We start from the raw sequence: 26,255 nt of genomic DNA, 5'->3' as shown, positions 1-26,255 counted from the left end.
CGGTGAGCGGCCCTGCCTCAGCTCTGGTTGAAGAATCCGTCCGCCCGGTGGGCGGCGGGCTCACCGCTGATGATCTCCGTGTCGGAGGGGCTCAGCAGGAACACACGGTTGGACACGCGGTCGATCGAACCGCGCAGCCCGAAGATCAGGCCGGCCGCGAAGTCCACCACGCGCTTGGCGTCGGCGGGCTCCATGGCCGTCAGGTTCATGATGACCGGCACGCCGTCCCGGAACAGCTCGCCGATGGCCCGGGCGTCCCGGAAGCTGTCCGGGGTCACCGTGGCGATCCGGCGCTCCTTCTGCTCGGCCGCGTCCGCGGCCACCTTCACCCGCGGGTCCGTGACCCAGGCGTCGCCGGGCTCGGTCCCCTCGGTGTACTCGTCGTCGTAGTAACGCTCGTCATCGTTGTCGTCGACGAGGCCGAGCCACGCACTCGCCTTGCGCACCGATCCCATGGACGCCTCCTCTCACAGCGGTCTCTTTTGCTTTCCGCATCCCTATGGTCATCCATGATGCGGACGGCGCGCCAAGTGGATAGACGCCGCGCGGGGGGTTTGTGACGGTACTGGTGCACGGCGGATACGTCGAGAGCCCGGATACCCCAAGGGTGTTGCCCTACACGGCTGCTGACTGTGAGTGAAATATGATTCTTCCCGGCGTACGGGTGAGCGGCGGGGCGTACGGGTGAACCGCGGGGGTCGATCCGATGTGAAAATCGGTCGATACGAGGAAAGCGCTCGACGCCGATACGATGCGGCCGCTCAACGTCGCGCGTATCACGGGGGATCATCGTGTTCGGAATAGTCAGGCCGTGCCGGCACCGGCTGGGGGAGCGGCTCAAGAACGAGTGGATGGCGCATTTGTGCGGGCTGTGTCTCGCGCTGCGCAGCGACCACGGGCAGTTCGCGCGCGTGGTGACCAATTACGACGGTCTTCTGGTCTCGGTTCTGACGGAGGCTCAGGCCCTCGCGCCGGAGGGCGGCCGGCTGCGGCGTACCGCCGGGCCGTGCCCGCTGCGCGGGATGCGGACCGCGTCCGTCGCCCGGGGCGAGGGAGCGCGGCTGGCCGCCGCCGTCTCGCTGGTGCTCGCCTCCGCCAAGGTGCGCGACCACGTGGCCGACGGGGACGGGCTGCTGTCCCGCGCGCCCGTGGCGCTCGCCGCGCGCCGGGTGGCGGACCGGTGGGGACGCGCGGGGGCACGCGGCGGGGCCGTCGTCGGCTTCGACACGGCGGTGCTGCTCGATGCCGTGGACCGGCAGTCCGGCATCGAGGCGCTCGCCGAACCCGGGACACCCGTACTGGCGGTCACCGAGCCGACCGAGACCGCGACCGCCGCCGCCTTCGCGCACACCGCCGTCCTGGCCGGACGGCCGGGCAACGTCGAGCCGCTCGCCGAGGCCGGACGGCTGTTCGGGAGGCTGGCGCATCTGCTGGACGCCGTGGAGGACCGGGAGGCCGACGCCGCGTCGGGTGCCTGGAACCCGCTCACCGCGACCGGCACCTCGCTCGCCGAGGCGCGGCGGCTCGCGGACGACGCCGTGCACGGGATCCGGCTCGCGCTGCGCGAGGTGGAGTTCTCGGACGGGCGGCTGGCGCACCGGCTGCTCGTCCATGAGCTGCCCGCCTCGGTCGACCGTGCCTTCGGCACCGCATCCTGCGGGCACCGGCCCGAGGCGGCCGGCCCCTACGCCCCGCCCGGCGGACCGGCCGGGCCGGGGGCGCCGCAGCCGCCCGAGCCGCCGCGCCGCGACCGGCGCGGACTGCTCGCGGGGTGCGCCGTGTGGCTGGGGCTGGCCTGCACGTGCCAGCTGTGCTGCGGCACGTACGAGGACCCGTGGACGCGCGAGCGGAAGGAAGGGTTCTGCAGCAGCTACGACTGCGCTGACTGCGGCTGTGACGGGTGCTGCAACTGCTGTGACTGCTGCGACAGTTGTGGGTGCGACGGGTGCAACTGCGGCTGCGACTGCTGAGAGGGCTCGACGACGCCAGGCCGACCGAGGAACACGCGGAGGGGTTTCCACCTGCTGGTCCTTGATGCCGGGTGAGTGAGCGGAACCACCCACAACCGTTCGGGGTGTCCGCAGTGACCAGGAAGGGGTCCATGACTCACTCCTGCTCACTGACCAGGAACGGTGACTTCCGGACATCCCGGAGTTCTGGGCGGCCGACGGTGACGCGGGCGTGCTCACCGTCGCACGGGACGGCGTCGGCAGCGGAAACGGCGGGTGCCGCCGCCGGTTTCCGCGCCCGGGCGCGCCCGGGCCGAGGGCCGTCCGGCGGCCGGCCTCCACCGTGGCGGAGCTGTCGCCGTGGCCTTTGCCCACCGCTCTCATCTCCCCTTTCCGCCGCCCGGCCGCACGCTCCGCGTGACGGCCGGGGCGGGAGAGCCCGACCTGCTCCGAGCCAATTCGAGGGCAAGGAGGGGCGGAGGGACAGGGACGGCCAATGCGCACAGTTGGTTCAAAGATTGACGGCCGAAAGGCGCCCTTGCGCCCGTCGGCCGCGCAGCCGAATACTCCCCCTCAGCGCTTGTCAGGGGCACGACGGGTTCGGAATCCGGACGATCATGCCACTGGCTGCGCCTCACGGGCCCCGACCCCCACGCGGGCCCCCGACTTCCCATGTGGAGGAACGAAAAGTGAGGATCAAGCGCACCACCCCCCGCAGCGGAATCACGAGACGGACCCGGCTGATCGCCGTTTCCACCGGACTCGTGGCTGCAGCCGCGATCGCGGTCCCCAGCGCGAACGCGTCCGACACTCCCACCGCTTTCAGCGCGGCCGAGCTCAAGGGCGTCAGCGGCTCCGTGCTGAAGGCCGACATCCCGGGCACCGCCTGGGCCGTCGACAGCAAGACCAACCGGGTGATCGTCACCGTCGACAGCACGGTGTCGCAGGCCGAGATCGCCGAGATCAAGCAGCAGGCCGGCGAGGACGCCGGTGCACTGACGATCAAGCGCACCCCGGGCAAGTTCAACAAGCTCATCCAGGGCGGCGACGCCATCTATGCGAGTAGCTGGCGCTGCTCCCTCGGCTTCAACGTCCGTGCCAGCAGCGGCGCCGAGTACTTCCTGACCGCCGGTCACTGCACCGACGGCGCGGGCACCTGGTACTCCAACTCCTCCCGCACCACGGTCATCGGCTCGACCGCCGGCTCCAGCTTCCCCGGCAACGACTACGGCATCGTGCGGTACTCCGGTTCCGTGACGAGGCCGGGCACCGCCAACGGCGTGGACATCACCCGCGCCGCCACCCCGAGCGTGGGCACCACCGTCATCCGTGACGGCTCCACCACGGGTACGCACAGCGGCCGGGTCACCGCGCTCAACGCGACCGTGAACTACGGCGGCGGCGACATCGTGTCGGGTCTCATCCAGACCACCGTCTGCGCCGAGCCGGGCGACTCCGGCGGCCCCCTCTACGGCAGCAGCGGTGTCGCGTACGGTCTGACCTCCGGCGGCAGCGGCAACTGCACCTCCGGTGGTACGACGTTCTTCCAGCCCGTCACCGAGGCGCTGAGCGCGTACGGCGTGAGCGTGTACTGAGCGCCGCGCCGGTGAGGGTCGTGGGCGGCCGCAGGTCGTCCGTGGCTTGTCGCGCCCACGCGGCGGCGGAGCCGCCGTTGGATGCGGCTCCCGCCTTTGGGGCGTCGGCGTAATCGGCAGCAAGTGGGCCCCCGCACGCACTTCGCGTGTGGGGGCTCTCTGCTGTCCGGACCCGGCCGGATCGAGTCTCGAGGGGCGAATACGAGACAGGAGTAGACCTCACGGAACGCATAGTGGTTACTCGCACGTAGTGTTTGCAGTGCGAAGGCTCCCGGTGCTGACCGTGGACAGTCAAGGTTGCGCAAGGCGTAAGGGGCGCACGTCAGTTGTCGTACGCGCGTCCTGAAGTCGACCTTGTGTGCTCCCTGTGGGCCTGGGAATAGTGGGCGCCCAGTCCACAGACCTTCTGATCCGCGAGGTCCCCATCACCTCCCGGATCGACCCCCCACAGGAGGACGTGAGTTGAAGCACCGACGCATACCCGGGCGGCGGGCGGCCGTGGCAGGCGCGGGCGTCGCCGCGCTCGTCGCCGCGGCAGTGACCTTCCAGAGTGCGAACGCCAGCGAGACCCCGGCCACCCCGGAGGTCAGGACGCTGTCGGTCCTGGCGGCCGGAAAGCTCGCCTCGACGCTCGACCGGGACCTCGGCGCCGACGCGGCGGGAACGTACTACGACGCCAAGGCCAGGAGTCTCGTGGTGAACGTGCTCGACGAGGCCGCCGCCCGGCTGGTCGAGGAGGCCGGCGCCGAGGCGAGAATCGTCGAGAACTCGCTCGCCGAGCTGAAGACCGCGCGCACCACCCTCGAGCGGGACGCGACCATCCCCGGCACCTCCTGGGTGACCGACCCGACCACCAACAAGGTCGTGGTGACCGCCGACCGGACCGTCTCCGCGGCCGAGTGGCAGAAGCTGGGCCAGGTCGTCGAGGAACTCGGCGGCACGGCGGAACTTCAGCGGACGAAGGGGGAGTTCAAGCCCTTCATCGCCGGTGGTGACGCGATCACGGGTGGCGGCGGGCGCTGCTCGCTCGGCTTCAACGTGGTCAAGGGCGGCGAGCCGTTCTTCCTGACCGCCGGTCACTGCACCGAGTCCATCTCCACCTGGTCCGACGCGTCCGGCACCGTCATCGGCGAGAACGCGGACTCCAGCTTCCCGGGCGACGACTACGGCCTGGTGAAGTACACCGCCGAGGTCGACCACCCGAGCGAGGTCAACCTCTACAACGGCTCGACGCAGCAGATCACCGGTGCGGCCGAGGCGACCGTCGGCATGCAGGTCACCCGGAGCGGTTCGACCACGCAGGTGCACTCCGGCACGGTCACCGGCCTGGACGCCACCGTGAACTACGGCAACGGCGACATCGTCAACGGGCTCATCCAGACGGACGTCTGCGCGGAGCCCGGGGACAGCGGCGGCTCACTGTTCTCCGGGGGCAACGCGATCGGGCTGACCTCCGGGGGCAGTGGTGACTGCACCTTCGGTGGGGAGACGTTCTTCCAGCCGGTGACCGAGGCGCTGTCGGCGACCGGCACACAGATCGGCTGACCGCGCCGCACGGCCTGTGCGCTGTGGAGTCCCGCCCCGTGCGCGAGGGGCGGGACTTTCGTCTGCGTGTGCGGTGCGTGTGCGTGTGCGTGCGTGGGCAGTGGGTGCTGCCGTGTTGCGTTCGCCGTGGGGGTTGCTTCGGCGGGGCGCTGCAGGGCGTCGCGGGCTTGTCGCGCAGCTCCCCGCGCCCCTTCATCGGCGCTGTGGTTCCGCCTGGGACCGTGCTCTGTACCGGGTGGCGGCCCGCACGCACCGTACGGCTGATCCGCTCCGGTCCGGCCCACGGCGCCGACGGCAGCCCGCCCTCCTGGGCCGGCGCCGCGATCGCGCCGCGCGCGGACTCGGCGAGCAGTCGCAGGGCCCGGTACAGGCTCGACTTGCCCGTGCCGTTCGCCCTCGTGATCACGTTCAGCCGGTCCAGGGGGCGATCAGGCGGCGTAGGGAGCGGTCGTTCTCGACGGCGAGAAGTGCGGATCATGCGTCCAGGCCGGCAGACGGGTCCCACAACGCCCGGTCGCTGTCATGTCCCCACCGTCCGGCGGAGCGCGTTTGCGCAGGTCGGACAGGCCCGGGCGGATGTCGCACAAGCGTTCGGAAATTGGTCTATGGTGGTGGTGAGAGAGTAGGGAACTGATGTTCGAGAGCCTGTTCGGGTTCACGAGTGCGGGAGGTGCGTGTGCCGGGTTTCACGCATCTGCACACCGTCTCCGGCTTCTCCCTGCGCTACGGCGCCTCGCACCCGGAGCGGCTGGCCGAGCGCGCCTCCGGGCGGGGCATGGAAGCCCTCGCGCTCACCGACCGTGACACCCTCGCCGGCGCCGTCCGCTTCGCCAAGGCCTGCGCGAAGGCGGGCGTCCGACCGCTGTTCGGGGCGGAGCTGGCGGTGGCGGACCCCGAACCCGGTCGCGTCCGGCAGGACCGGCGGCGCCGCACGCCCGCGCGCGGCGGTGCCTTCGTCGACGAGTCGACACCTCGGGTGACCTTCCTCGCCCGGGACGGCGCCCGTGGCTGGGCCGATCTGTGCAGAATCGTCACTGCGGCGCACGAGAACGAGGGCACACCCCTGCTGCCCTGGTCCGCCAACCACGCCGACGGCCTCACCGTCCTGCTCGGCCCCGACTCCGACGTCGGCCGCGCCCTCGCCGCGGGCCGCCCGGACCGCGCCGCGAAGCTCCTCGTGCCCTGGCGGGAGGTCTACGGCGACGCCCTGCGCCTGGAGGCCGTCTGGCACGGCCGCTCGGGCACCGGCCCCGGCTCCCTGCGCCTGGCCGCCCGTACCGTCGGTTTCGCCGCCGAGCAGCGCGTCCGACCCGTGCTCAGCAACGCCGTCCGGTACGCCGACCCCGGCGCGGGCCCGGTCGCCGACGTGCTGGACGCCGCCCGCCGCCTGGTGCCGATCGACCCGGCCAAGGAACTGGACTCCGGCGAGGCCTGGCTGAAGGACGCGGACGCCATGCTCGGGGTGGCGGAGCGGGTCGTCGAGGCCGCGGGCTTCCGGCGGGACACCGCCCACCGGCTGCTGGAGCAGACGCAGGCGTCCGCCGCCGAGTGCGTGGTCGACCCCGAGGACGACCTCGGCATCGGCACCGTGCACTTCCCCGAGCCGCATCTCGTCGGCGCGGGCCGGCGCAGCGCACAGCGGGTGCTCGCCTCCCGGGCGGCGGCGGGGATGGTGCGGCACGGCTACGCCGGCCGGCGCGCGTACTGGGAGCGCATGCACGACGAGCTGGACATCATCGCCCACCACGGTTTCGCCTCCTACTTCCTGACGGTCGCCCAGGTCGTCGAGGACGTGAAGAGGATGGGCATCCGGGTCGCCGCGCGCGGCTCCGGCGCGGGCTCCCTCGTCAACCACCTGCTCGGCATCGCCCACGCCGACCCGGTCGAGCACGGCCTGCTGATGGAGCGCTTCCTGTCCAAGCGCCGTCTGGTGCTGCCCGACATCGACATCGACGTGGAGTCCGCACGCCGCCTGGAGGTCTACCGGGCGATCATCGGCCGGTTCGGCGCCGAGCGGGTCGCGACGGTCGCGATGCCGGAGACCTACCGGGTCCGCCACGCCATCCGTGACGTGGGCGCGGCCCTGTCCATGGACCCCGCCGAGATCGACCGTATCGCCAAGTCCTTTCCGCACATCCGTGCGCGCGACGCCCGTGCCGCGCTCGACGAACTGCCCGAGCTCCGGCAGCTGGCGGCGGAGCGGGAGCGCTACGGGAAGATGTGGGAACTGGTCGAGGCACTGGACGCGCTCCCGCGCGGGGTCGCGATGCATCCGTGCGGGGTGCTCCTGTCCGACGCCTCGCTGCTGTCCCGCACGCCGGTGATGCCGACCAGCGGCGAGGGGCTGCCCATGTCGCAGTTCGACAAGGACGACGTCGAGGACCTCGGGCTGCTCAAGCTCGACGTGCTCGGGGTGCGGATGCAGTCGGCGATGGCGCACGCGGTCGCCGAGGTGGAGCGGGCGACGGGGGAGCGGATCGACCTGGACGGTGTGCGGGACGGCGATCCGGCGACGTACGGTCTCATCCGCTCCACCGAGACGCTGGGCTGCTTCCAGATCGAGTCGCCGGGGCAGCGGGACCTGGTCGGGCGGCTCCAGCCGGCCACCTTCCACGACCTGGTCGTGGACATCTCGCTCTTCCGGCCCGGTCCGGTCGCCGCCGACATGGTGCGGCCGTTCATCGAGGCACGGCACGGGCGGGCGCCGATCCGCTATCCGCACCCGGATCTGGAAGGGCCGCTGAAGGAGACGTACGGGGTCGTCGTCTTCCACGAGCAGATCATCCACATCGTCGACATCATGACCGGCTGCGGGCGCGACGAGGCGGACCGGGTGCGGCGCGGGCTGTCCGACCCGGAGTCGCAGGGGCGGATCAAGGTGTGGTTCGCGCAGCACGCGGCGGCGCGCGGATACGACGCGGAGACGATCCGGCGGACCTGGGAGATCGTCGAGGCGTTCGGTTCGTACGGCTTCTGCAAGGCGCACGCGGTCGCCTTCGCCGTGCCGACGTACCAGTCGGCGTGGCTGAAGGCGCATCACCCCGCCGCCTTCTACGCGGGGTTGCTCACGCACGACCCCGGCATGTACCCGAAGCGGCTGCTGCTGGCGGACGCGCGGCGGCGGGGGGTGCCGATCCTCCCGTTGGACGTGAACAAGTCGGGGGTCGCACACAGGATCGAACTGGTGTCTGAATCGGGAGTGTGGGGGCTCCGGTTGGCCCTCTCCGACGTGCACGGGATCAGCGCGGCCGAGGCGGCGCGGGTCGCGGACGGGCAGCCGTACGCCTCGCTGGTGGACTTCTGGGAGCGGGCGCGCCCCAGCCGGCCGCTGGCGCAGCGGCTGGCCCAGGTCGGCGCCCTGGACTCCTTCGGCGCCAACCGCCGTGACCTGCAACTGCACCTGACCGAGCTGCACCGGGCCGCCCGCAGTCGCGGCGGTGCCCAGCTCCCTCTGGCCGGCGGGCGGAAGACCGCGTCGGCCGGGCTGCCCGACCTGTCCGCGGCGGAACGGCTCAGCGCCGAGCTGGGCGTGCTGTCCATGGACGCCTCGCGCAACCTGATGGACGATCACCGCAGGTTCCTCGACGAACTGGGCGTGGTGCCGGCGCGGCGGCTGCGCGATGCCCGGCACGGTGAGACGGTGCTGGTCGCGGGCGCCAAGGCGGCCACGCAGACGCCGCCGATCCGGTCCGGCAAGCGGGTCATCTTCAGCACGCTGGACGACGGTACGGGCCTGGTCGACCTCGCCTTCTTCGACGACTCGCACGACGCCTGCGCGCACACCGTCTTCCACTCCTGGCTGCTGCTGGTGCGCGGGGTGGTGCAGCGGCGCGGGCCGCGCAGCCTCAGTGTGGTGGGGGCCGCCGCCTGGAACCTCGCCGAGCTGCTGGAAGTGCGCCGGGAGGAAGGGCTGGAGGGCGTCGCGGCCCGGCTCGCGCACGCGCGCGGCACCGGTCCCGGGACCGTCGGCGAAGACGGCGACGGACCGGCGCGCCGCCGGCTCGCCGGCTCCGAGGGACTTCCCGCGCCGGCCGGATCCGCGGCCCGTGACCCGATGGAGGCCCGCAGGGGCGCGGAGGGCGGCCGGCGGGAGACGGACGAGGCGAGCGGGGCGAGCGGGGCGGAGGACCGGGAGGGCACGGGGGGCCGGAAGATCCGGATGCCCACGGGGTACGAGATGCACCCCTGGGCCGATCTGCGCCCCGCGGGCGAAGGGCCCGCGGTGGGAAGGAAGTTGTGGCACCAGAGTCCGGGGAGTGCGGGATGACCATTCTCTGCGTACGTTTCCAGCTGCCGCCGATGCACGAGGCGGCCCTGCCCCGGCTGCTGGGGTTGCTGGAGGAGTTCACGCCGGTGGTCGAGGCGTTGCCGCCGGACGGGGCGCTGGCCGATCTGCGGGGCGCCGAGCGGTACTTCGGGCGCAGTGCCGTGGAGCTGGCCTCGGTGATCCGGGTGCGGGCGCTCGCCCACCACGGGGTCGACTGCGTGATCGGCGCGGGGCCCGGCCCGATGCTGGCCCGCGTGGCGCTGCGGTACGCCGAACCCGGGGTGACCCGCGTGGTGCCCGAGGAGCCGGACGCCATCGCCGAGTTCCTCGCCGACAAGCCCGTCGCCGTGCTGCCCGGCGTCGGAACGGCCACCGCCCGGACGCTGTGCGAGTACGGCCTCGACACCCTCGGCCGGGTCGCCGGCGCGCCGCTGTCCACACTCCAGCGGCTGATCGGCGCGAAGGCGGGCCGTGAGCTGCACGAGAAGGCCAACGGCATCGACCGCGGCCGGGTGGTCCCGAACGCCGTGTCGCGTTCGCTGGCCGCCGAACGGCCCTTCCCGCGCGACGAGCTGGACCCCGAGCGGCACCGCCGCGCGCTGCTCTCGGCCACCGAGGAACTGGGCAGCCGACTGCGTGCCGTGGAGAAGGTCTGCGGAGCCCTGACCCTCACCGTCCGCTACGCCGACCGCTCCTCGACCACCCGCACCCGCACCCTTCAGGAACCGACCGCGCACTCACCGGCGTTGACGCGCGCGGCGTACGGGATGTACGAAGCGCTCGGCCTCCAGCGCGCCCGGGTCCGGGCGGTCGCCCTGCGCGCGGAGGGGCTCACGCCCGCCGGGCAGGCCACCCACCAGCTGACCTTCGACCCCGTGGACGACAAGGTCCGCCGGATCGAGGAGGTCGCGGACCGCGCGCGGGCCAAGTTCGGGCCACGGGCGGTGATTCCGGGGTCGTTGGCGGCGTAGGCCCCGCTCTCGGTCGGCCCGCGGGGCGTGAGGCGGGTGCCGTCGTTCGGCTCCGCCTCCGGACCGAACCGGGCGTCGGTCGCATCGGGTGAGGGCGCGGGCACGGCTCGTCGTGCCGAACGGGCGGGGTGGGGTGGGTGTGGGGGACGGGGGTGCGCGCGGGCCGCGGACGAGGCGGCCCGGAGGCCTGCGGGCCCTCGGGGCGGGCTGCCCGGGCAGCGGGAAGTGCGGGCGCCGGGGCGCCACTTGCCGCGCAGCGCGCCGGACGGGCCCGTGGGGCCCATGGCGCCCTGCTCATGACCAGTTGTCACTGGAAGTTTTTACTGACGCGTAACTTCCCACTTGTACTACTCGCCCGTAACTTGACGAGTGAACAGCATCCTGGTGATCCGGATCACAGGGCGTAAGGCCATCGCACCTCCCTTGAGCCGCAAGGAGATCACCCGATGCTGCCCTGGAAACGAGTGCTCAGACCCGTCGTCGCGCTGCTGCTGACCGCCGCGATCGCCACCCTCCCCGCCGCCACCACCGCCAACGCCGCCACCGCCGCCCCCAGCGGGGGAGGCTGGAACGACTACTCCTGCAAGCCGTCCGCCGCTCATCCCCGCCCCGTCGTCCTTGTGCACGGCACGTTCGGCAACTCCGTCGACAACTGGCTGGGACTCGCCCCGTACCTGACGAAGCGCGGCTACTGCGTCTTCTCCCTCGACTACGGCCAGTTGGCCGGTGTCCCGTTCTTCCACGGGCTCGGCCCGATCGAGAAGTCGGCCGAACAGCTCGACGCGTTCGTCGACGAGGTCCTCGCCGCGACCGGCGCCGCCGAGGCCGACCTCGTCGGGCACTCGCAGGGCGGCATGATGCCCCGTCACTACCTCAAGTTCCTCGGCGGGGCGGCCGAGGTGAACGCCCTCGTCGGCATCGCCCCCGACAACCACGGCACGACCCTGTCCGGCCTCACCCGTCTGCTGCCGTACTTCCCGGGCGCCGAGGACCTGCTCTCCGCCGCCACCCCTGCCCTCGCCGACCAGATCGCCGGCTCCGCCTTCCTCACCAAGCTCAACGCGGGCGGCGACACCGTGCCAGGCGTGCGCTACACGGTCATCGCCACCAAGTACGACCAAGTGGTCACGCCGTACCGCAGCCAGTACCTGGACGGACCCGACGTGCGCAACGTGCTGCTCCAGGACCTGTGCCCGGTCGACCTCTCCGAGCACCTGGCGATCGGGCTGTTCGACCGGATCGCGTTCCACGAGGTGGCCAACGCCCTCGACCCGGCGCGGGCCCGGCCGACCACCTGCGCGTCGGCGTTCAGCTGACCGGCTGACGACTGCCGACCGTCGGCCGAACACCGCCGGGGCCCGACCGGCCTGAGCCGCCGGTCAGGCCCCGGAGTCCTGGTCTCAGCGGCCGTGCCGGCCGCCGCCCGCCGCCCGTCGGCGGACCGACGCGAACAGGGCCGCCGAGCCGAGCGCGAGCGCGGCGGCGCCGCCGACCGCGAGGTACGTGGTGCTGCTGTCGCCGCCGGTCTCGGCGAGGCTCTCGGAGGCCCCGGCGGCCGCGGCCCTCGGCTGGTTGGCCGAGGAGGCGTCCGCGGCGGTGTCCGGGGCGGCGGTCCGGGAGGCCGGCTCCGCGGCCGTGTCGGGGTCGTCGTCGCCGTGGCCGTGGTTCTCGACGGTGGAGTGCTCGGCGCCGGCCTCGATCTGCTCGTCGGTGGGCGCGGAGGCGGTGGGCGCGGGAACGGGTGCCGCGGACTCGCCGCCGGTGCCGCTGATGTCGTCGCCGCCGTCACCGGCGCTGTCGTCGGAGCCGCTTCCGGCGCCGTTGCCGCCGCCGAAGCTCACGTCGGAGCAGGAGTAGAAGGCCTCGGGGCTGTCCGAGCGCTGCCAGATCGCGTACAGGAGGTGCTTGCCGGAGCGCTCCGGGAGGGTGCCGGAGAAGGTGGAGAAACCGCCCGACGCGGCCGGGTCGGTGGCCGTCGCCACCGGGCTCGCCATGTCCAGGTCGTCCCAGCCGAGCGGCTGGGCGGGGTCGTAACCGGGCTTGGTGACGTAGACCGTGAAGGTGCCCTTGTGCGGGGCGGTCACGCGGTACTTGAAGGTGTACGAGCCACTACTCACGGACGTCGCGGGCCAGTCGGCGCGGGCCAGGTCGAGGCCCTTGAACGCCTCGTTGTTCGCGCTGCACAGCTTGCCGTCCGGGATGAGCGTCCGGTGCTGCCCGGCCGCGTTGCCGATGCGGACGCCGTTCCAGTCGTACAGCGCCTGGGTGCCGCCGGCCGCGACCGCCGCCTTGCACGCCTGCGACCGGGGGCTCTCCGGACCCTCCGCGTAGCACTGCGAGACCCGGCTGACCGGGTCGCCCATCGAGCCGTGCGCGGACGCGGGCGCGGTGGACAGCGCGGTCAGGGCGAGCGGGGCGATGCCGACGGCGGCGACGGCGGCGGCCTTGCGGCGTGCGGGCATGGGGGAACTCCTCGTAGCGGTCCCTGGGGGTGCATCCCGTGGGGGGCGCTTCGAAGCTAGCCCGTACAGACCGCTGAATCGCCTGCTGAAGGCGGTGCGGGGAGATCCTTATGGTCCCTTTAAGGGAGTCCTCAGGCTGCGCTGAGGTAGCGGAGGTCAGGGAGCCGGCCACCAGGTGCGGGCGATGTCCTTGCGCACCTCGGGCCGGCGTTCGTGAGTGGGCTCGTCGGTCTCCTCGCGGAGTCGACGGGCTTCCGTCTTCCGCGGGGGCTTGTGCACTGTGACTCGGCGCATGACTGCCTCCTTCAGTGCCTACCGTGTTCCGTGTTCTCACAGAGGTAGACCGTTTCGGGGAGAGTTCCTCATCGCGCCCGTTATGTCTGTGTCGGCCGTCACGATCCGACTGTCAGTGGCGGGTGTCACCCTGAGGGCCATGACGACTGACGCGAAGGACGCTTCGACTTCACCGGACGGCCATGACTGGGACGCGCTCGCCGCCGCCTTCGACGACGAGCCGGACCACGGGCTGCGCGACCCCGCCGTCCGGGAGGCCTGGGCGCGGCGGCTGCGGTCCTGGTTGCCCCGTACCGCCGGCGACGTCCTGGACCTCGGCTGCGGCACCGGCAGCCTGTCGCTCCTCGCGGCCGAAGACGGACACCGCGTCACCGGCGTCGACCTGTCCCCGGCCATGGTGGAACGGGCCCGCGCGAAGCTCGCCGGACGTGACGCCGTGTTCCTGCTCGGTGACGCGGCAGCGCCGCCGGTGGGGCAGCGGCGCTTCGACGTCGTCCTCGTACGGCACGTGCTGTGGACGCTGCCGGATCCCGGCCGCGCGCTGCGGCACTGGCGGGAGCTGCTGCGACCGGGCGGCCGGCTGGTGCTGGTGGAGGGGGTGTGGGGGACGGTCGCGCCGGTGGGCGTGGCGGCGGACCGGCTTCGGGAGCTTCTGGCGCCCGTCGCCGCCTCCGTGCGGGTGGAGCCGCTGGCGCAGGACGTGTCGCTGTGGGGGAGGGAGGTCCACGACGAGCGGTACGCCGTCGTCGCCCTGGTGTGACGTTCAGCCGCTGAGCAGAGCGTCGAATCCCTCGCCGCGGGCCAGGTCCTCCAGCTCGTCCAGCGCCGCCAGCGCCGCGGCGGCCGCCTCGGGGTCCGTCTCCGTCAGGCCGCTGTCCGCGAACTCGTCCTCGTCGAGGCGGCGTACGTCCGTGCCGTCGGCCGAGCGCCACAGGTCCAGGTCGAGGTCCTCGACGACCAGCTCCGTGCCGGAGAGGGCCGCCGGGCGGGCGATGTCGCAGTACCAGCCCTTCAGCCCGCCGGACGGGTCGCGGACCTCCATCACCGCGTACCAGCGGTCCCGCCAGTAGTACTCGGTGAAGATGTCGCCGGGCTCGAAGCGCACGAAGCCGAAGTCGCGCACGCCGGCGCCCGCGAAGGGGGCGCGGACCACGATCCGGGTGCCGTCGTCCTGGAGCAGCTCGGCCGGGTAACGGATCTTCGTCCGGCCGGCCTTGACCAGGACGACGTCCACCAGGGCGTTCGGCTCAGCCGAGGCGGCGGACATGGCGCACCTCCGTCGCGCGGATCTCGTACCCGAACCACTTGTTGATCGCGAGCATCGGGCCGTTGCCGGCGTCGTTGCCCGTCACCGCGTCCGTGTACCCGGCGGCGCGGGCACGGTGCAGGGAGTCGTTCTTGGCGAGCTTGGCCAGGCCCCGGCCGCGGAAGGCGCGGGCGGTGCCGGTCATGGCGGACGCGTACCAGGTGGCGCCGTCCGTGTAGGCCGCGCTGAAGGCGGCGGGCCGGCCGTCGACGAGCACCACCGAGGTGAGTGCGTGGTCGAGGAGCGGATGCTGCCAGGTCTCGGCGATCCAGGCGTCGTAGTCCGTGAACTCCACCGGGACGTCGCTCGGTTCGTCCGCCGTCGTCTCCGCGTCCAGGACGAACATCGGGCGAGGGTCGTCCGCGAAGTCGGCGGCCGTGCGCAGTTCGACGCCCGGCGGCGGGGTCCGCAGCGGCGGCAGGGCGCCGTTCGCCAGGTCCAGGCCGAGGAAGTGCGCGGAGCGGCTCGGGCGGTAGCCGTGGCGTTCGGCGAAGGCGCGGTTGGCCGGCTCGTCCAGCACCCAGGTGAACAGCGTCGTCGCTCCGTGCGTGGCCAGGTGCTCCTCGGCGACCCGGACCAGCAGCGAGCCCGCGCCGTGGCCGGTGCGCCGCGGGTCCACGTAGACGTTCAGGTAGCCCTGTCCCGGTTCCGTGCTGTCGTGGGCGATGCCCACCTGCGCCGTCCCGACGATCTCGCCGTCCAGCTCGGCCACGAGGGGGCGGAAGTGGGCGTCCGGGTGGGCGTGGGCGATGGTGTGGGCGACGGACTCCGGGGTGGACACCAGGTAGGGCAGGGCGAGGCGCCGTACCCGGGCGAAGGCCTCGACGTCGGCTCCCGTCCCGGGGCGCAGATCACGCACGATCACGGTCATGGGCCGGACGTTACGCGGGCAGGCGCCCGGATGCCTCTCATTTTGCGGCCGGTACGGGAGAATCGGGCGTGTGACGTTGCAGATCGACATCGATGAGGGTACGGCGGTGCCGCCGTACGAGCAGGTGCGGACCCAGATCTCCGCGCAGGCGCGGTCGGGGGAGTTGCCGGTGGGCTACCGCCTGCCGACGGTCCGGGGGCTCGCCGAGTCGCTGGGGCTGGCCGCCAACACGGTGGCGAAGGCGTACCGGGCGCTGGAGACGGACGGTGTGATCGAGACCCGGGGACGCAACGGCACGTTCGTCGCGGCGTCGGGGCCGGCCGCGGAGCGGGAGGCGGCGGGCGCGGCGCAGGCCTATGCCGAACGGGTGCGCAGGCTCGGGCTCGGGCAGGACGCGGCGCTGGACGCCGTGCGGGACGCGCTGCGGGCGGCGTACGGGCAGGAGCGGGGCTGAAGGACACGACACGCACCGTCGTCGGCGGTCTTGGCGGATGTGGGCAGCTCGCCGACGCCGACGCCGCACCGTCGTGAGCGGCCGGCGGTCTGAGCAGTTCCCCTGCGTCGGTGCCTTACCAGTGTCGGCGTCCCGGGTGGTGTGAGCGGCTCGCGCCGGTGGTCGGCGCGTTACCGGTGTCGGCGTCCCGGGTGGTGTGAGCGGCTCGCGCCGGTGGTCGGCGCCTTACCGGCGTCGGCGTCCCGGGTGGTGTGAGCGGCTGGCCGGTGGTCGGCGCGTTACCGGTGTCGGCGTCCCGGGCCGTGCGAGCGGCTCGCCGGTGGTGGCCTGGGTGCGACGTGCGCCGCGGCACCGGGTACCGGGCGGTGTCAACGCCGGGAGGCGAACAGCTCCCTCGGCGTCCGTGTGACCCTTCGCCCCGCCCTCCTCGCCAGCTCCGCGAACGTCATCGCGTCCTGGACCGCCGCCCCGCCCGGGTCGTTGTTGAAGTAGGCGTACACGTCGTGGTCGTCGGGGAAGGCGGCCGTGACGCGGTGCAGCCAGGTCTGCAGGGACTGACGGCCGTAGTGCGGCCAGGGCCGGGCGAGGCCCTGGTGGAAGCGGACGTAGCCCCAGTCGGTGGTGCGCCACAGCGGCGTCGCGGGGCGGGAGAGGACGTCGGCCCAGCACAGGGCCGCCTTCCGGGAGCGCAGGACCTCCTCCACCTCCGGCGTCCACCAGGAGTCGTGGCGCGGTTCGACCGCGACCCTCGTACCGGCGGGGAAACAGGCCAGGCAGGTGTCCAGCAGCGCGGGATCCGCGCGCAGGTTCGGCGGGAGCTGGAGGAGGACCGGGCCGAGCCGGTCGGCGAGGCCGGACGCGTGGCTCATCAGGCGGTGCACCGGTTCCTGCGGCTCCTTCAGGCGCTTGATGTGCGTCAGATAGCGGCTGGCCTTGACCGCCACCACGAAGTCCGACGGCACCCGGTCCCGCCACGCCTCGAACGTCTCCCGCGTCGGCAGCCGGTAGAACGCGTTGTTGATCTCGACCGTGGCGAACCCCTCGGCGTACTCCTCCAGCCACAGCCGGGTGGGGCAGCCGTCCGGGTACAACAGCCCCCGCCAGTCCTTGTACTGCCAGCCCGACGTACCGACGAACAGGGTCATACGTCCATCAAAGCACCGGCCGCGCCCCGACGGCCTGTCACAGGTACAGCCCCGCCTCCGAACCGCCCCGCGGCTCCGGCAGCGCCGTCGGCGACGTGCCCCGGCGCAGCGCGTACAGCTCGGCCAGCGTCGCACCCTCCCGGCCGACGCCCTCCTCGGTGCCCAGCCAGGTGACCGCCTCCCGCCGGGTCAGCGGACCCACCTCGATGCGGGCCAGGCAGCGGCCGGGGCGGACGACGGCGGGGTGCAGGCGTTCGAGGTCCTCGTTGGTCGTGACACCCACCAGCACGTTGCGGCCCTGGCCCAGCAGCCCGTCCGTCAGGTTCAGCAGCCGCGACAGCGCCTGCCCCGCCGTGTGCTTGGCCTCGCCGCGGATCAGTTCGTCGCAGTCCTCCAGCAACAGCAGCCGCCAGCGGCCCTTGCCGGTCGAGTCGTCCTCGCCGATCGCGATGTCCATCAGATAACCGACGTCGCTGAACAGCCGCTCCGGGTCCAGCACGCAGTCCACCTGACACCAGTCCCGCCACGACCGGGCGAGCGTGCGCAGCGCCGACGTCTTGCCGGTGCCCGGCGGGCCGTGCAGGAGCAGCAGCCGGCCCGCGATGTCCTCCGGCGTCGTCTTCATCAGCCGGTCCATGGCGTCCGCGACCGGCGCGGTGTAGTTGGGGCGCACCTCGTCCCACGTGCCCGCCGAGATCTGCCGGGTCGTGCGGTGCGGCCCGCGCCGCGGCGAGACGTACCAGAAGCCCATCGTCACGTTCTCCGGCTGCGGCTCGGGCTCGTCCGCCGCACCGTCCGTCGCCTGGTCGAGGACCTTCTTCGCCAGGTCGGCGCTGGTCGCGGTCACCGTGACGTCCGCGCCCCGGTTCCAGCGGGAGACCAGCAGGGTCCAGCCGTCGCCCTCCGCGAGCGTGGCGCTGCGGTCGTCGTCGCGGGCGACGCGCAGCACGCGCGCGTCCGCCGGCAGCAGCGTCGCCCCGGAGCGGACACGGTCGATGTTCGCCGCGTGCGAGTACGGCTGCTCGCCCGTCGCGAAGCGGCCGAGGAACAGCGCGTCGACGACGTCGGACGGCGAGTCGCTGTCGTCGACGTGGAGCCGGATCGGCAGAGCGTCGTGTGGGTTCGCAGACATGCCGCCATGATCGGGCACACGGGCGCCGCGTGCACCCGGTTTCCGTGGTGCGCGCGGAGTGTCGGCCGTGTGCCCCTCCTCCCGCTGTGCCCCGGTACACCCGGTTCGCGGGACCCGTGCGCGCGACCTCTGCCCCAACGCCCGCGCCCGCCGTTACTGTTGCCCTCGATGGGACGTCATGGGTGGACCACGGGGGAACGGCGGTGGCGGCTCACCGCGCTGCTCGGCGTGTCGGCGGTCCTGGTGGCCCTGGTGGTGACGCTGGTCGGCACACCGGGCGACCGCCCGAGCACCGCCGGCACCCCACCCGACGGCGACAAGGTGCACGGCACGCCCGTCGTCCCCTCCGGGGAGCCGCGACCCGACGTCGGCTGGGGCTTCACCCACACCCAGTTCAGCGCCGACGAGGGCTCCGCCGCTGCCGTCGCCCGGGTCACGTCGAGGCTGAAGCGGTCGGGGCCGGCGCAGAACCAGCACATCATGGGGTGGGGCGCCGACAACCCCGAGCCCGTCAAGGGCCGTTACGACTTCGCCGCCCTGGACCGCCGCATCGACTTCGTCCGCGCCTCCGGCGGCACCCCGGTCATCACCCTGTGCTGCGCCCCGGACTGGATGAAGGGCGGCGACGCCGGCGACACCGACTGGAGCCAGGCCGCCCTGGAGACCGCCCCGCGCCCCGAGCACTACGCCGACTTCGCCGCCCTCGCCGCGACCGTCGCCGAGCGCTATCCCGACGTGCGGCACTTCATCGTCTGGAACGAGTTCAAGGGCTTCTGGAACGACGCCGAGCAGCGCTGGGACCACGAGGGCTACACGGAGCTGTACAACCTGGTCCACCGGGCGCTGAAGGCCGTCGACCCGGACATCATGGTCGGCGGGCCCTACCTGGTGATGGACAGCGTCGACCCGCGCCGCACGGACATCGCCTCCACCACCCTCAAGGGCCCCTGGGGCGCCCTGGACCAGCGGGTCCTCGACGCCTTCGCCTACTGGAACGAGCACAAGGCCGGCGCCGACTTCGTGGTGGTGGACGGCTCGAGCTACACCACGGACGACGAACTGCTGCCGGACGAGTTCGCCGCCACGGAGAAGTTCACGGCCGTCGGGAGGTGGGTGCGGCGGCAGACCGGCGGCGCCCTGCCGCTGTGGTGGGCCGAATACTACGTCGAGCCCGCCGACGGCAACGACGACCGGCACGGCTGGTCCGAGCCCCGGCGCCGCGCCGTCCAGGCCGCCGCCATGATCGCCATGGCTGAGGGCGGCGCCTCCTCCGGCTTCTACTGGAACCCGCAGGAGGAGACCGGCCCCGACTGCCCCGGCTGCCTCTGGACGCCGACGGACAACGGCGACGGCGGCGGGGCGCTTCCCATGTACGAGCTGGTCGCCCGCTTCGGCGCCGAGTTCCCGCCGGGGACGGCGTACCGGACGGTGGCCGCCCCGGCGGACGTACGCGTCCTCGGCTCCGACCGGGTCGTGCTGGTGGTCAACACGCGTGACCGGACGGTCCGCGCCCGGATCGACGGCGAGCGGCTCGACCTGCGGCCGTACGAGGTGAAGTGGCTGAAGCGGTGACCGGCGCGGGCAGCCCTGTCTACTTCATCGTGACGAACCGCTGCACCAGCGCCGCGAGCAGCACCGCGAGCAGCGGCAGCGAGAACCAGAAGCTGCTCTGCAGCCAACGCAGGCGCCGCACGCCCGGCCGCACCGCCACCCGGACCACCTCCCGCGCCGACAGCAGCACGATCAGCGCGACCGCCGCGAGGGCCCCGACCACCGACCAGGGCGTCCAGGTCACCAGCGGTCCCGCCGGGCCGGGGTCCGCCTCGGGCACGGGGCCGGCCGGCTGCCTGTCCAGGGCGTAGATCGTCACGTCCTCGTTGACGAGGACCCTGCGCAGCTCGGGCCGCAGGTCCAGGCTCCGGACCAGCCGGGGCTCCCAGGTCGCCGGATACCCGGCGTCCATGCGGAGGTAGGTGATCTGACCCCGGTTGACCATCAGATACGAGTTCCGACCGGCCTCGTTCAACGCCTTGACCAGTCCCGCCACCTGCGCCGGGTCGGCCGGCGCGAGCGTCGGCACGTACTCCACCTTCTCCATGTCCCGGGCGCCCCACGGCATGGCGGGCGTCACACTCTGCACCGGGTCGTCGCTGAGCCACAGCAGCCGCACGCTCGGGTCGTCGTGCGCGTACACGAACTCCATGGCGGCGACCTCGCCGGGCCGCACCCGTTCGAACGGCTCGTTGCCCCACCGCGCCACCAGGAACCCGCCGATCAGCACCAGCCCCGCCGTCAGCGCGGCCAGCGGGGCGAGGACCACCCGGCCCCTGTTCCGCACCCCTTCGGCGACGCCGACGCGCGGGAAGAACGCGAGCCCCGCCAGCAGGGCGGCTCCGGGCAGCGCGAACAGGAAGACGCGCAGCGCCATCTCACCGCCGTACGACTGCGCGCCGAAGCCCAGGAACGGCACGAAGGTCAGCACCAGCAGCGACCGCTCGCGGTAGCGGTGCGCGCGCCGCCGCCACCAGCCGCAGCAGGCGAGGGCCAGCACACCGCCGGCCAGCGCCACGCGCGCGTACAGCACGAGCTTGTGGGTGGAACTGCCGCCCTCGATCCGCCCGGACACCGACGACGACACATTGCCGCCGACGCCGCCGAGCCCGCCGAACAACTCGTCGAAGTGCCCGGACCAGTACGGCTCGGCCATGAAGCCGATCCAGGCCGCGACCATCACCCCGAACAGCACCGGCAGTCCGCGCAGCTCGGACCTGCCGATCAGGACGAGGACCGCGAGCACGCCCAGCATCACGAACGGGGTCAGCTGGTGGGCCGGTACGGTCGCCGCGAACAGGCCGATCACGACGAGCAGCAGCACCACCCGCTGCCGCCGGCCGGCCGGCTCGACCTCCGCCTCACCGGGGTGGAACCTCGCTCCGACCACGCGCGGGGCGCGGAACCAGACCAGCAGGATCGCCACGAGGGCCAGGTACAGCAGATAGGTGAAGCCCTGCGGGGAGAAGTAGTCCTGCCCGACCCAGCCGCTCAGCACGAAGATCCAGACACCGGTCCACTTGGCGCGCCAGCCCGCCCGGAGTGCGCGGGTGAGCAGGAACAGCGGCGGCAGGTAGAGCAGTTGGACGGTCAGCGGCCACCAGCGGATGACCTCGGTGAGGTCGCCGACCCCGCACGCCTGGACGACCAGGGCGGCCGCCGCGAAGAAGCCGGGCCAGCTCCAGCGCGCGTCCAGGTCCGGTACGGCGGTCCCGGTGCGGTCGATGTGGTCGAGGAAGCCGAGGTGCTGCCAGGCCGTGGCGAACCGGGGCTCGGTCTCGATCACGGCGGGCAGGGCGTGCAGCGACACGACCGTCGCCAGCAGCGTGACCAGCAGCAGCGTCCGGTGCTCCCGGCGCGGCCACAGCAGCGCACCGAACACCACGGCCAGCAGCGCGGCGCCGGCCAGCGTCGGCAGGGGCAGGACGGAGATCAGGCCGAGCCCGCCCATGAGGTCCAGGTCGGCCTCGCCGAGGCGGGACGCCGGGACCCAGTACAGCAGGAGCGCGGCGACCAGCAGACAGCCGAGGACCACCCCGAGACGGGTCGGCATCAGACGCTGCCACCCAAGGAGCCGCGAGCCCTGAAACCCCGCGTCCGTGACCGAGGCGGGCTCGGGCTCGGGCTCGGGCTCGGGCGCGTCCGCCTCGTCCCCGTAGGTCCTGTCCGCCTTGGACGACGTGGGCTTCCCGTACGGGGCGTTCGCTCCGGCGTCCGGCACCGCGGGCACCCCCGTGGGCGGCGTCCCCGGGCCCGGTCGGACGTCGGGGCGGCGTTCCTGGTGGTCGAAGTCGACCGGCAGGCCGAGCACGAGGGTGTCGCTGTCGCGCGCCCAGGCCGGCCCGCGCCTGCGAGCCGGCCCGGACGCCACCGGGACCTCGCGCGCCCCCAGGTCGGCGAGGTCCTCGTCGGGTGCCGCACCCGGCGGCACGTCGGACGCGGCGCCCCGGACGATGCGGTACAGCCTGGGCGCGGCGATCGCCACGATCACCGAGAGGCTGGCGATCTCGGCGACGCCCGCGCCGCTCAGCCCCATCCGGGGGAGCAGCACCAGCGTCAGGCCCAGCACCAGCGCGCACAGCAGCCCCTGCAACCAGGCCAGCCCGGCGGTGCGGCTCTGCGCGCGCAGCACCGCGAAGTACGTCTCCATCACGACCCGCAGCACGGCCCCGACGGCGAACCAGCGCAGCAGCGGCGTGGCGGCGTCCGCGTACCCCGCGCCGAACACGCCGAGGATCCGGGGCGCGCCGAAGAACAGCACGGCGGCGACCGGCAGCATGATCCGGGCCATCCGCTTCAGCGCGGCCCGGGTGTCGGCGGCGAGCCGGCCCGGCGTGTGCGAGCCCTCGACGGTCAGCGAGGCGCCCATGTTGATGGCGAGCAGGTTGACCGTGCCGCCGATGGTCGCGGTGATGTAGAAGTACGCGTTGTCCTCGGCGCTGACCTGCGCGGCCACGATCACCGGCACGAGGTAGACCACGGCGAGCGAGAACAGCGACCCGGTGTAGTCGCCCGCGAGGAACTGCCCGACCTCCCTCACCGTCGGCGGCCGCGCGTGCCCCTCGGTCGCCGCCACGTGCCGGGGCACCAGCCGCCGGAACACCAGCCAGCCCAGCGGCAGCACCGACGTGGCGATCGCCGCGACCCAGGACACGAAGACGCCGGCCATGGGGACGGCCGCCGCGAACGCGATCAGCAGCCCCAGCTTCACCGCCGAGAACACCGTGTTCCCGAGCGGTACCCACAGCGCGCTGCGCAGCCCGGTGAGGACCCCGTCCTGGAGGGTGAGCAGGTTCCAGGCGACGACCGCCGCCACGAAACCCGCGGCGGGCAGCGGCGAGTGCAGGAAGCGGTACGACGGCCCCCACAGGGCCGGCGTCAGCAGGAACACGCCCGCCGCCAGCGCCACCACCAGCGAACTGCCCGCATACGTACGGAAGATCAGGCGCCCGGTGGCGCGGCCCGCGACCGGTATGAACCGGGCCAGGGCGCCGGTGAGCGTCACCGCGGTCAGTCCCGCGAGGAACTTCATCGCGGCGATCGCGGCGGACCCCTGGCCGACCGCCGCCTCGGAGTAGTGACGGGCGGCCAGCAGCCAGTAGCCGAGACCCAGTACGGCGGAGATGCCCGTGTTGAGCATCAGCGCGTAGGCGTTGCGCAGCAGCTGGCCGCCGCCCGGCGCCCGGCCGCGCCCGGGCAGCCGCAGCCGGCGCCCCGGTTGTCGCGGGATCTCCTTCTCGGTCGGTTCGGCCTGTGCTGCGGTCGTCGTGTCAGACACGGGTACGGGTGGCCTTCCGGCGGACCTGACGTGCTCGGCGGACCAGCGCGTACCCCTTGGTGAGCGCGCGGTCCCTGGCGAAGGTGCGGGCGATCGCACGGCCGTCGAGCAGCCGCTCGAACTCCTCGATCCCGGTGCTGCGGCGCACGGTGACGCGGCGCAGGGCGTACGGCCCCTGTCTTCGCCGGGCGAGGCCGTTGCCGACGGCGAGCGCCTGGGCGTACCCCGCCGCACGGACCTCCTCGCGCACCCGGCGGCTGGAGTAGCCGTAGGGGTAGGCGAAGGACACGGGCAGGGCGCCCAGTTCGCCGGCGACCACGTCCCGGCAGCGGGTCAGCTCGAAGCGCAGCGCCTCGTCGTCGAGCTGGTCGAGCTGCGGATGACTGTGGCTGTGCCCGCCGATCTCGACGCCGGCCCCGGCCAGTTCGCGCACCTGGTCCCAGTCGAGCATGCGGTCGAGGCCGCCGCCGGTGTCGTGGGCGCCCTGGATCCAGCCCGTGGAGACGAACAGCGTGGCCGGGAAGCCGTGCTTGGTGAGCACGGGCAGGGCCTGGCTGTGCACGCCCTCGTAGCCGTCGTCGAAGGTGACCAGGACCGGACGCGGCGGCAGCGGCCGGCCCGACCGCCAGCGCCCCGCGAGGTCGGCCGTGGTGATCGGGGTGAGGCCCAGGCGGACGACGGCCTCCATCTGCCGCGCGAAGGCCTCGGGGGTGACCGACAGGGCGCGGGTGGCGTCGTTCGGATCCACCGCGACCGCGTGGTACATCAGTATCGGCACGCGCGTGTCAGCCACGTCCGGGCTCCCCCTCGATCGGCGCCACCGAGAACGTCGTACCGCCGCGACGCGCCCGTACGCTGCCCACGACGTACCCGCCGGCCGCCGCGCACACGCCCGCGACGATCGCCCCCGCGCGGCCCGCACCGCCCGGCCGGGCCAGCAGCGCGTCCCCCAGGCCGCGCGCCACCCCGGCGGGCAGGACCCGGGTGGCGTACCGGCGTTCGGACTCCAGGCCCTTGACCGCGCCCACGCTCCGGGACACCAGTGCCTTCGACAGGCCCTCGGCGTACGCGCGGGTACGGAAGTAGGCGAACCGCTCGCGTCCCGACGGCACCCGGTGGTGGATCACCGCGCGGTCGTCGATCAGCAGGACCGCCTCGGGCACGGCGCGGGTGAGGCGGATGCACAGTTCCGTCTCCTCGCAGCCCAGCGGGCGTTTGTCGCCGTCGCGTCCGATGCCGGTGGCGAAGCCGCCCGCCGCGTCGAACGCCGTGCGGCGGAAGGACGCGTTGCCGCCCAGGACGTTGCGCACCCGCACCAGCCCGGACGGCAGGCCCCGGTAGGTGCAGCCGACCACCCAGTCGAACTCCTCCGGGAACCAGGCCGGCCGGCGCCCCGACGCCCAGACGGGCTCCGTACGGCCGCCGACCGCCATCACGCGCGGGTCGGCGTACGACACGGCGAAGTACCGCAGCCAGTCGCGTTCGGCGACGGCGTCGTCGTCGAGGAAGGCGATCACGTCACCGTGCGCGGCGGCGATTCCGGTGTTGCGGCCGGCGGACAGGCCGCGCGGGCCCGCGTTGGCGAGCACCCGCACGACGCCGCCTTCCTCGCACTCCTTGTACTCCCGGGCGAGGCGGTCCAGGAGCGCCTGGTTGTGGTCCACGACCAGGAGCGTCTCCAGGGCCGGCCGGGACTGCGCCCGCACCGAGGCGACCGCCGCGAGGATGTCCTCCCAGCGGTCCTCGGTGTAGACGCAGATCACGACGGAGATGTCGGGACCGCTCAAGACACCTCTCCCCGGACCGTGTCGAGCATCGGCGACGGGTGGCCGCGGCGGCGCAGCGCACGCCGGTTGGAGCGCTCCCGCAGGATCACCCGCAGTACCCGCAGTCCGTCGCGCACGGCGCTGAGGTTGCTGGTGCCGTGGATGCGCAGGTACTCGTGGCTGGGGATCTCCTGCACCCTCAGCCCGGCCTTGACCACCCGGATGTTCATCAGCGTCTCGACCTCGAAGCCGGTGCAGTCGAGCTCGATCTTGTCCAGGCAGTGCCGCCAGAAGGCGTTGTAGCCGTAGCACAGGTCGGTGTAGCGGGCGCCGAACTTGCGGTTGACGACCGCGCACAGGGCGCGGTTGCCCATCTTGCGGACGAAGGTCATGTCGTCGGTGCCGCCGCCGTTGGCGAACCGGGACCCCTTGGCGAAGTCCGCCCCGGAGACCAGCGCGGAGACGTAGCTGACGATCTCGTTGCCGTCGGCCGAGCCGTCCGCGTCGACCATCACGATGATGTCGCCGGTGCACGCCTCGAACCCGGTGATCAGCGCGTCACCCTTGCCCTTTCCGCGCTGTTCGACCACCTTCACGTCCGGCCACAGCTCACGGGCGACCTCGACGGTGGCGTCGGTGGAGTTGCCGTCCACCAGGACCACTTCGTGGATCCAGTCCGGCAGCGTCTTGAAGACGTAGGGAAGGTTCTCCGCCTCGTTCATGGCGGGAATCACCACGCTGACCGGCGGAGTAATGGCCAGGTGCGTGGATATCGGCCGGTAGGCGCCGGCCGTCGACGGATTCTGGTCGGTGGTCGCCGAGCCCAGAACAGAGCTCATGAGTCTGGTCCCTCTCGTCCGGTGGGCCGCCCACCCCCGGGCGGCCCGGCTCTTTGTCCGGTTCGAAAGGGGGGTTTGTCACTGGTCAAGCTCCCCGGCCCCGAGAACAGGGCAGCCGGTTGCGCGGAACGGCTCGGTCACGCGTCACGCCTCACGGTCACGTGTCACCGAGCACGGCACCCCCCTACCGCGCAGTTCCGCTGCGGCACCTCACCGCGGGCCCCGAGCCCTCCCCTGGTCCCGTCCGGTGATGGTCCGATGCGGAAGAGATGTATGAAGATATTGAGGAATCACTCCTTATGGCAAGACCTGAGACATGGCCTCACCTTT

20 protein-coding genes are annotated in these 26,255 nt (G+C 72.9%); 9 read left to right on the top strand and 11 right to left on the bottom strand.

The window, feature by feature from the left end:
• Positions 1-17: 17 nt before the first annotated feature.
• On the bottom strand, positions 18-455 hold the full coding sequence (locus tag IPT68_RS07905; protein WP_189699547.1) for a cell division protein SepF: 438 nt from the start codon (positions 453-455) through the stop codon (positions 18-20).
• A gap of 336 nt (positions 456-791) precedes the next feature.
• Here IPT68_RS07905 and IPT68_RS07900 point away from each other — a divergent pair, with 336 nt between their 5' ends.
• The 6 genes from IPT68_RS07900 (at position 792) to IPT68_RS07875 (ending at position 11,643) form a co-directional block, all read left to right on the top strand.
• Positions 792-1,970 (top strand): DUF5685 family protein, encoded by a 1,179-nt coding sequence (locus IPT68_RS07900; protein WP_189699546.1) that lies wholly within the window; start codon positions 792-794, stop codon positions 1,968-1,970.
• Between the two features lie 668 nt (positions 1,971-2,638).
• Positions 2,639-3,544 (top strand): S1 family peptidase, encoded by a 906-nt coding sequence (locus IPT68_RS07895; protein WP_189699545.1) that lies wholly within the window; start codon positions 2,639-2,641, stop codon positions 3,542-3,544.
• Between the two features lie 462 nt (positions 3,545-4,006).
• On the top strand, positions 4,007-5,089 hold the full coding sequence (locus IPT68_RS07890) for a S1 family peptidase (RefSeq protein ID WP_228040310.1): 1,083 nt from the start codon (positions 4,007-4,009) through the stop codon (positions 5,087-5,089).
• 676 nt (positions 5,090-5,765) lie between these two features.
• Positions 5,766-9,356, top strand: coding sequence for a DNA polymerase III subunit alpha (locus IPT68_RS07885; RefSeq protein ID WP_189699543.1), 3,591 nt, complete (start codon positions 5,766-5,768; stop codon positions 9,354-9,356).
• Complete coding sequence (locus IPT68_RS07880; RefSeq protein ID WP_189699542.1) at positions 9,353-10,327, top strand: DNA polymerase Y family protein; 975 nt, start codon at positions 9,353-9,355, stop codon at positions 10,325-10,327. The genes IPT68_RS07885 and IPT68_RS07880 overlap by 4 nt, the downstream gene beginning before the upstream one ends.
• Positions 10,328-10,773: 446 nt before the next feature.
• Complete coding sequence (locus IPT68_RS07875; protein ID WP_189699541.1) at positions 10,774-11,643, top strand: lipase family alpha/beta hydrolase; 870 nt, start codon at positions 10,774-10,776, stop codon at positions 11,641-11,643.
• Between the two features lie 84 nt (positions 11,644-11,727).
• Here IPT68_RS07875 and IPT68_RS07870 read toward each other — a convergent pair whose 3' ends face one another.
• Entirely contained in the window at positions 11,728-12,789 is a 1,062-nt protein-coding gene (locus IPT68_RS07870; RefSeq protein WP_189699540.1) for a lytic polysaccharide monooxygenase auxiliary activity family 9 protein, read from the bottom strand.
• Positions 12,790-12,945: 156 nt separating this feature from the next.
• Positions 12,946-13,083: a hypothetical protein gene (locus tag IPT68_RS07865; protein ID WP_189699539.1), complete on the bottom strand. Its 138-nt coding sequence runs from the start codon at positions 13,081-13,083 to the stop codon at positions 12,946-12,948.
• 139 nt (positions 13,084-13,222) lie between these two features.
• Here IPT68_RS07865 and IPT68_RS07860 point away from each other — a divergent pair, with 139 nt between their 5' ends.
• The gene (locus IPT68_RS07860) at positions 13,223-13,843 is read left to right on the top strand and encodes a class I SAM-dependent methyltransferase (protein WP_189699538.1); all 621 of its coding nucleotides are present in this window, start codon (positions 13,223-13,225) and stop codon (positions 13,841-13,843) included.
• A gap of 3 nt (positions 13,844-13,846) precedes the next feature.
• Here IPT68_RS07860 and IPT68_RS07855 read toward each other — a convergent pair whose 3' ends face one another.
• Positions 13,847-14,350, bottom strand: a complete 504-nt coding sequence (locus tag IPT68_RS07855) for a DUF402 domain-containing protein (protein WP_189699537.1) — start codon at positions 14,348-14,350, stop codon at positions 13,847-13,849.
• Positions 14,331-15,260 carry a GNAT family N-acetyltransferase gene (locus IPT68_RS07850; RefSeq protein ID WP_189699536.1) on the bottom strand — a complete coding sequence of 310 codons (930 nt, stop codon included), beginning with the start codon at positions 15,258-15,260 and terminating at the stop codon, positions 14,331-14,333. The genes IPT68_RS07855 and IPT68_RS07850 overlap by 20 nt, the downstream gene beginning before the upstream one ends.
• A 70-nt stretch (positions 15,261-15,330) precedes the next feature.
• Here IPT68_RS07850 and IPT68_RS07845 point away from each other — a divergent pair, with 70 nt between their 5' ends.
• A complete protein-coding gene (locus tag IPT68_RS07845; RefSeq protein ID WP_189699535.1) occupies positions 15,331-15,714 on the top strand; it encodes a GntR family transcriptional regulator in 384 nt (127 codons plus the stop codon).
• Positions 15,715-16,082: 368 nt separating this feature from the next.
• Here IPT68_RS07845 and IPT68_RS07840 read toward each other — a convergent pair whose 3' ends face one another.
• Together IPT68_RS07840 and IPT68_RS07835 are read right to left on the bottom strand one after the other, a co-directional pair.
• Positions 16,083-16,859, bottom strand: coding sequence for a DUF72 domain-containing protein (locus IPT68_RS07840; protein WP_189699534.1), 777 nt, complete (start codon positions 16,857-16,859; stop codon positions 16,083-16,085).
• Positions 16,860-16,896: 37 nt separating this feature from the next.
• Positions 16,897-17,991: a DUF5925 domain-containing protein gene (locus IPT68_RS07835; protein ID WP_189699533.1), complete on the bottom strand. Its 1,095-nt coding sequence runs from the start codon at positions 17,989-17,991 to the stop codon at positions 16,897-16,899.
• 168 nt (positions 17,992-18,159) lie between these two features.
• Between IPT68_RS07835 and IPT68_RS07830 the strand changes: the two genes are divergently transcribed.
• On the top strand, positions 18,160-19,563 hold the full coding sequence (locus IPT68_RS07830) for a GH39 family glycosyl hydrolase (protein ID WP_189699532.1): 1,404 nt from the start codon (positions 18,160-18,162) through the stop codon (positions 19,561-19,563).
• Between the two features lie 19 nt (positions 19,564-19,582).
• Here the strand turns inward: IPT68_RS07830 and IPT68_RS07825 are convergent, their stop codons facing one another.
• From IPT68_RS07825 to IPT68_RS07810, 4 genes are read right to left on the bottom strand one after another with little or no spacing between them, the layout of a single operon-like run.
• Entirely contained in the window at positions 19,583-23,320 is a 3,738-nt protein-coding gene (locus tag IPT68_RS07825; RefSeq protein WP_189699531.1) for a lipopolysaccharide biosynthesis protein, read from the bottom strand.
• A complete protein-coding gene (locus IPT68_RS07820) occupies positions 23,313-24,113 on the bottom strand; it encodes a polysaccharide deacetylase family protein (protein WP_228040308.1) in 801 nt (266 codons plus the stop codon). The genes IPT68_RS07825 and IPT68_RS07820 overlap by 8 nt, the downstream gene beginning before the upstream one ends.
• The gene (locus IPT68_RS07815) at positions 24,106-25,107 is read right to left on the bottom strand and encodes a glycosyltransferase family 2 protein (RefSeq protein WP_189699530.1); all 1,002 of its coding nucleotides are present in this window, start codon (positions 25,105-25,107) and stop codon (positions 24,106-24,108) included. Before IPT68_RS07815 ends, IPT68_RS07820 begins: the two co-directional genes overlap by 8 nt.
• Positions 25,104-25,925, bottom strand: a complete 822-nt coding sequence (locus tag IPT68_RS07810; protein WP_189699529.1) for a glycosyltransferase family 2 protein — start codon at positions 25,923-25,925, stop codon at positions 25,104-25,106. Before IPT68_RS07810 ends, IPT68_RS07815 begins: the two co-directional genes overlap by 4 nt.
• Positions 25,926-26,255 lie beyond the last annotated feature (330 nt).

It is taken from the genome of Streptomyces chromofuscus (genome assembly GCF_015160875.1).
Classification (GTDB): Bacteria; Actinomycetota; Actinomycetes; order Streptomycetales; family Streptomycetaceae; genus Streptomyces; species Streptomyces chromofuscus.
The sequence above is the reverse complement of the archived record's forward strand: the minus strand, read 5'-3'. Positions and strand labels throughout refer to the sequence as shown.

Excerpts from the sequence above, each read along its gene's own strand:
- IPT68_RS07835 (WP_189699533.1), bottom strand. The coding sequence starts at position 17,991 with ATGTCTGCGAACCCACACGACGCTCTGCCGATCCGGCTCCACGTCGAC.
- IPT68_RS07850 (WP_189699536.1), bottom strand. The coding sequence starts at position 15,260 with ATGACCGTGATCGTGCGTGATCTGCGCCCCGGGACGGGAGCCGACGTC.
- IPT68_RS07855 (WP_189699537.1), bottom strand. The coding sequence starts at position 14,350 with ATGTCCGCCGCCTCGGCTGAGCCGAACGCCCTGGTGGACGTCGTCCTG.
- IPT68_RS07880 (WP_189699542.1), top strand. The coding sequence starts at position 9,353 with ATGACCATTCTCTGCGTACGTTTCCAGCTGCCGCCGATGCACGAGGCG.
- IPT68_RS07860 (WP_189699538.1), top strand. The coding sequence starts at position 13,223 with ATGACGACTGACGCGAAGGACGCTTCGACTTCACCGGACGGCCATGAC.
- IPT68_RS07830 (WP_189699532.1), top strand. The coding sequence starts at position 18,160 with ATGGGACGTCATGGGTGGACCACGGGGGAACGGCGGTGGCGGCTCACC.
- IPT68_RS07865 (WP_189699539.1), bottom strand. The coding sequence starts at position 13,083 with ATGCGCCGAGTCACAGTGCACAAGCCCCCGCGGAAGACGGAAGCCCGT.
- IPT68_RS07905 (WP_189699547.1), bottom strand. The coding sequence starts at position 455 with ATGGGATCGGTGCGCAAGGCGAGTGCGTGGCTCGGCCTCGTCGACGAC.
- IPT68_RS07870 (WP_189699540.1), bottom strand. The coding sequence starts at position 12,789 with ATGCCCGCACGCCGCAAGGCCGCCGCCGTCGCCGCCGTCGGCATCGCC.
- IPT68_RS07810 (WP_189699529.1), bottom strand. The coding sequence starts at position 25,925 with ATGAGCTCTGTTCTGGGCTCGGCGACCACCGACCAGAATCCGTCGACG.
- IPT68_RS07875 (WP_189699541.1), top strand. The coding sequence starts at position 10,774 with ATGCTGCCCTGGAAACGAGTGCTCAGACCCGTCGTCGCGCTGCTGCTG.
- IPT68_RS07840 (WP_189699534.1), bottom strand. The coding sequence starts at position 16,859 with ATGACCCTGTTCGTCGGTACGTCGGGCTGGCAGTACAAGGACTGGCGG.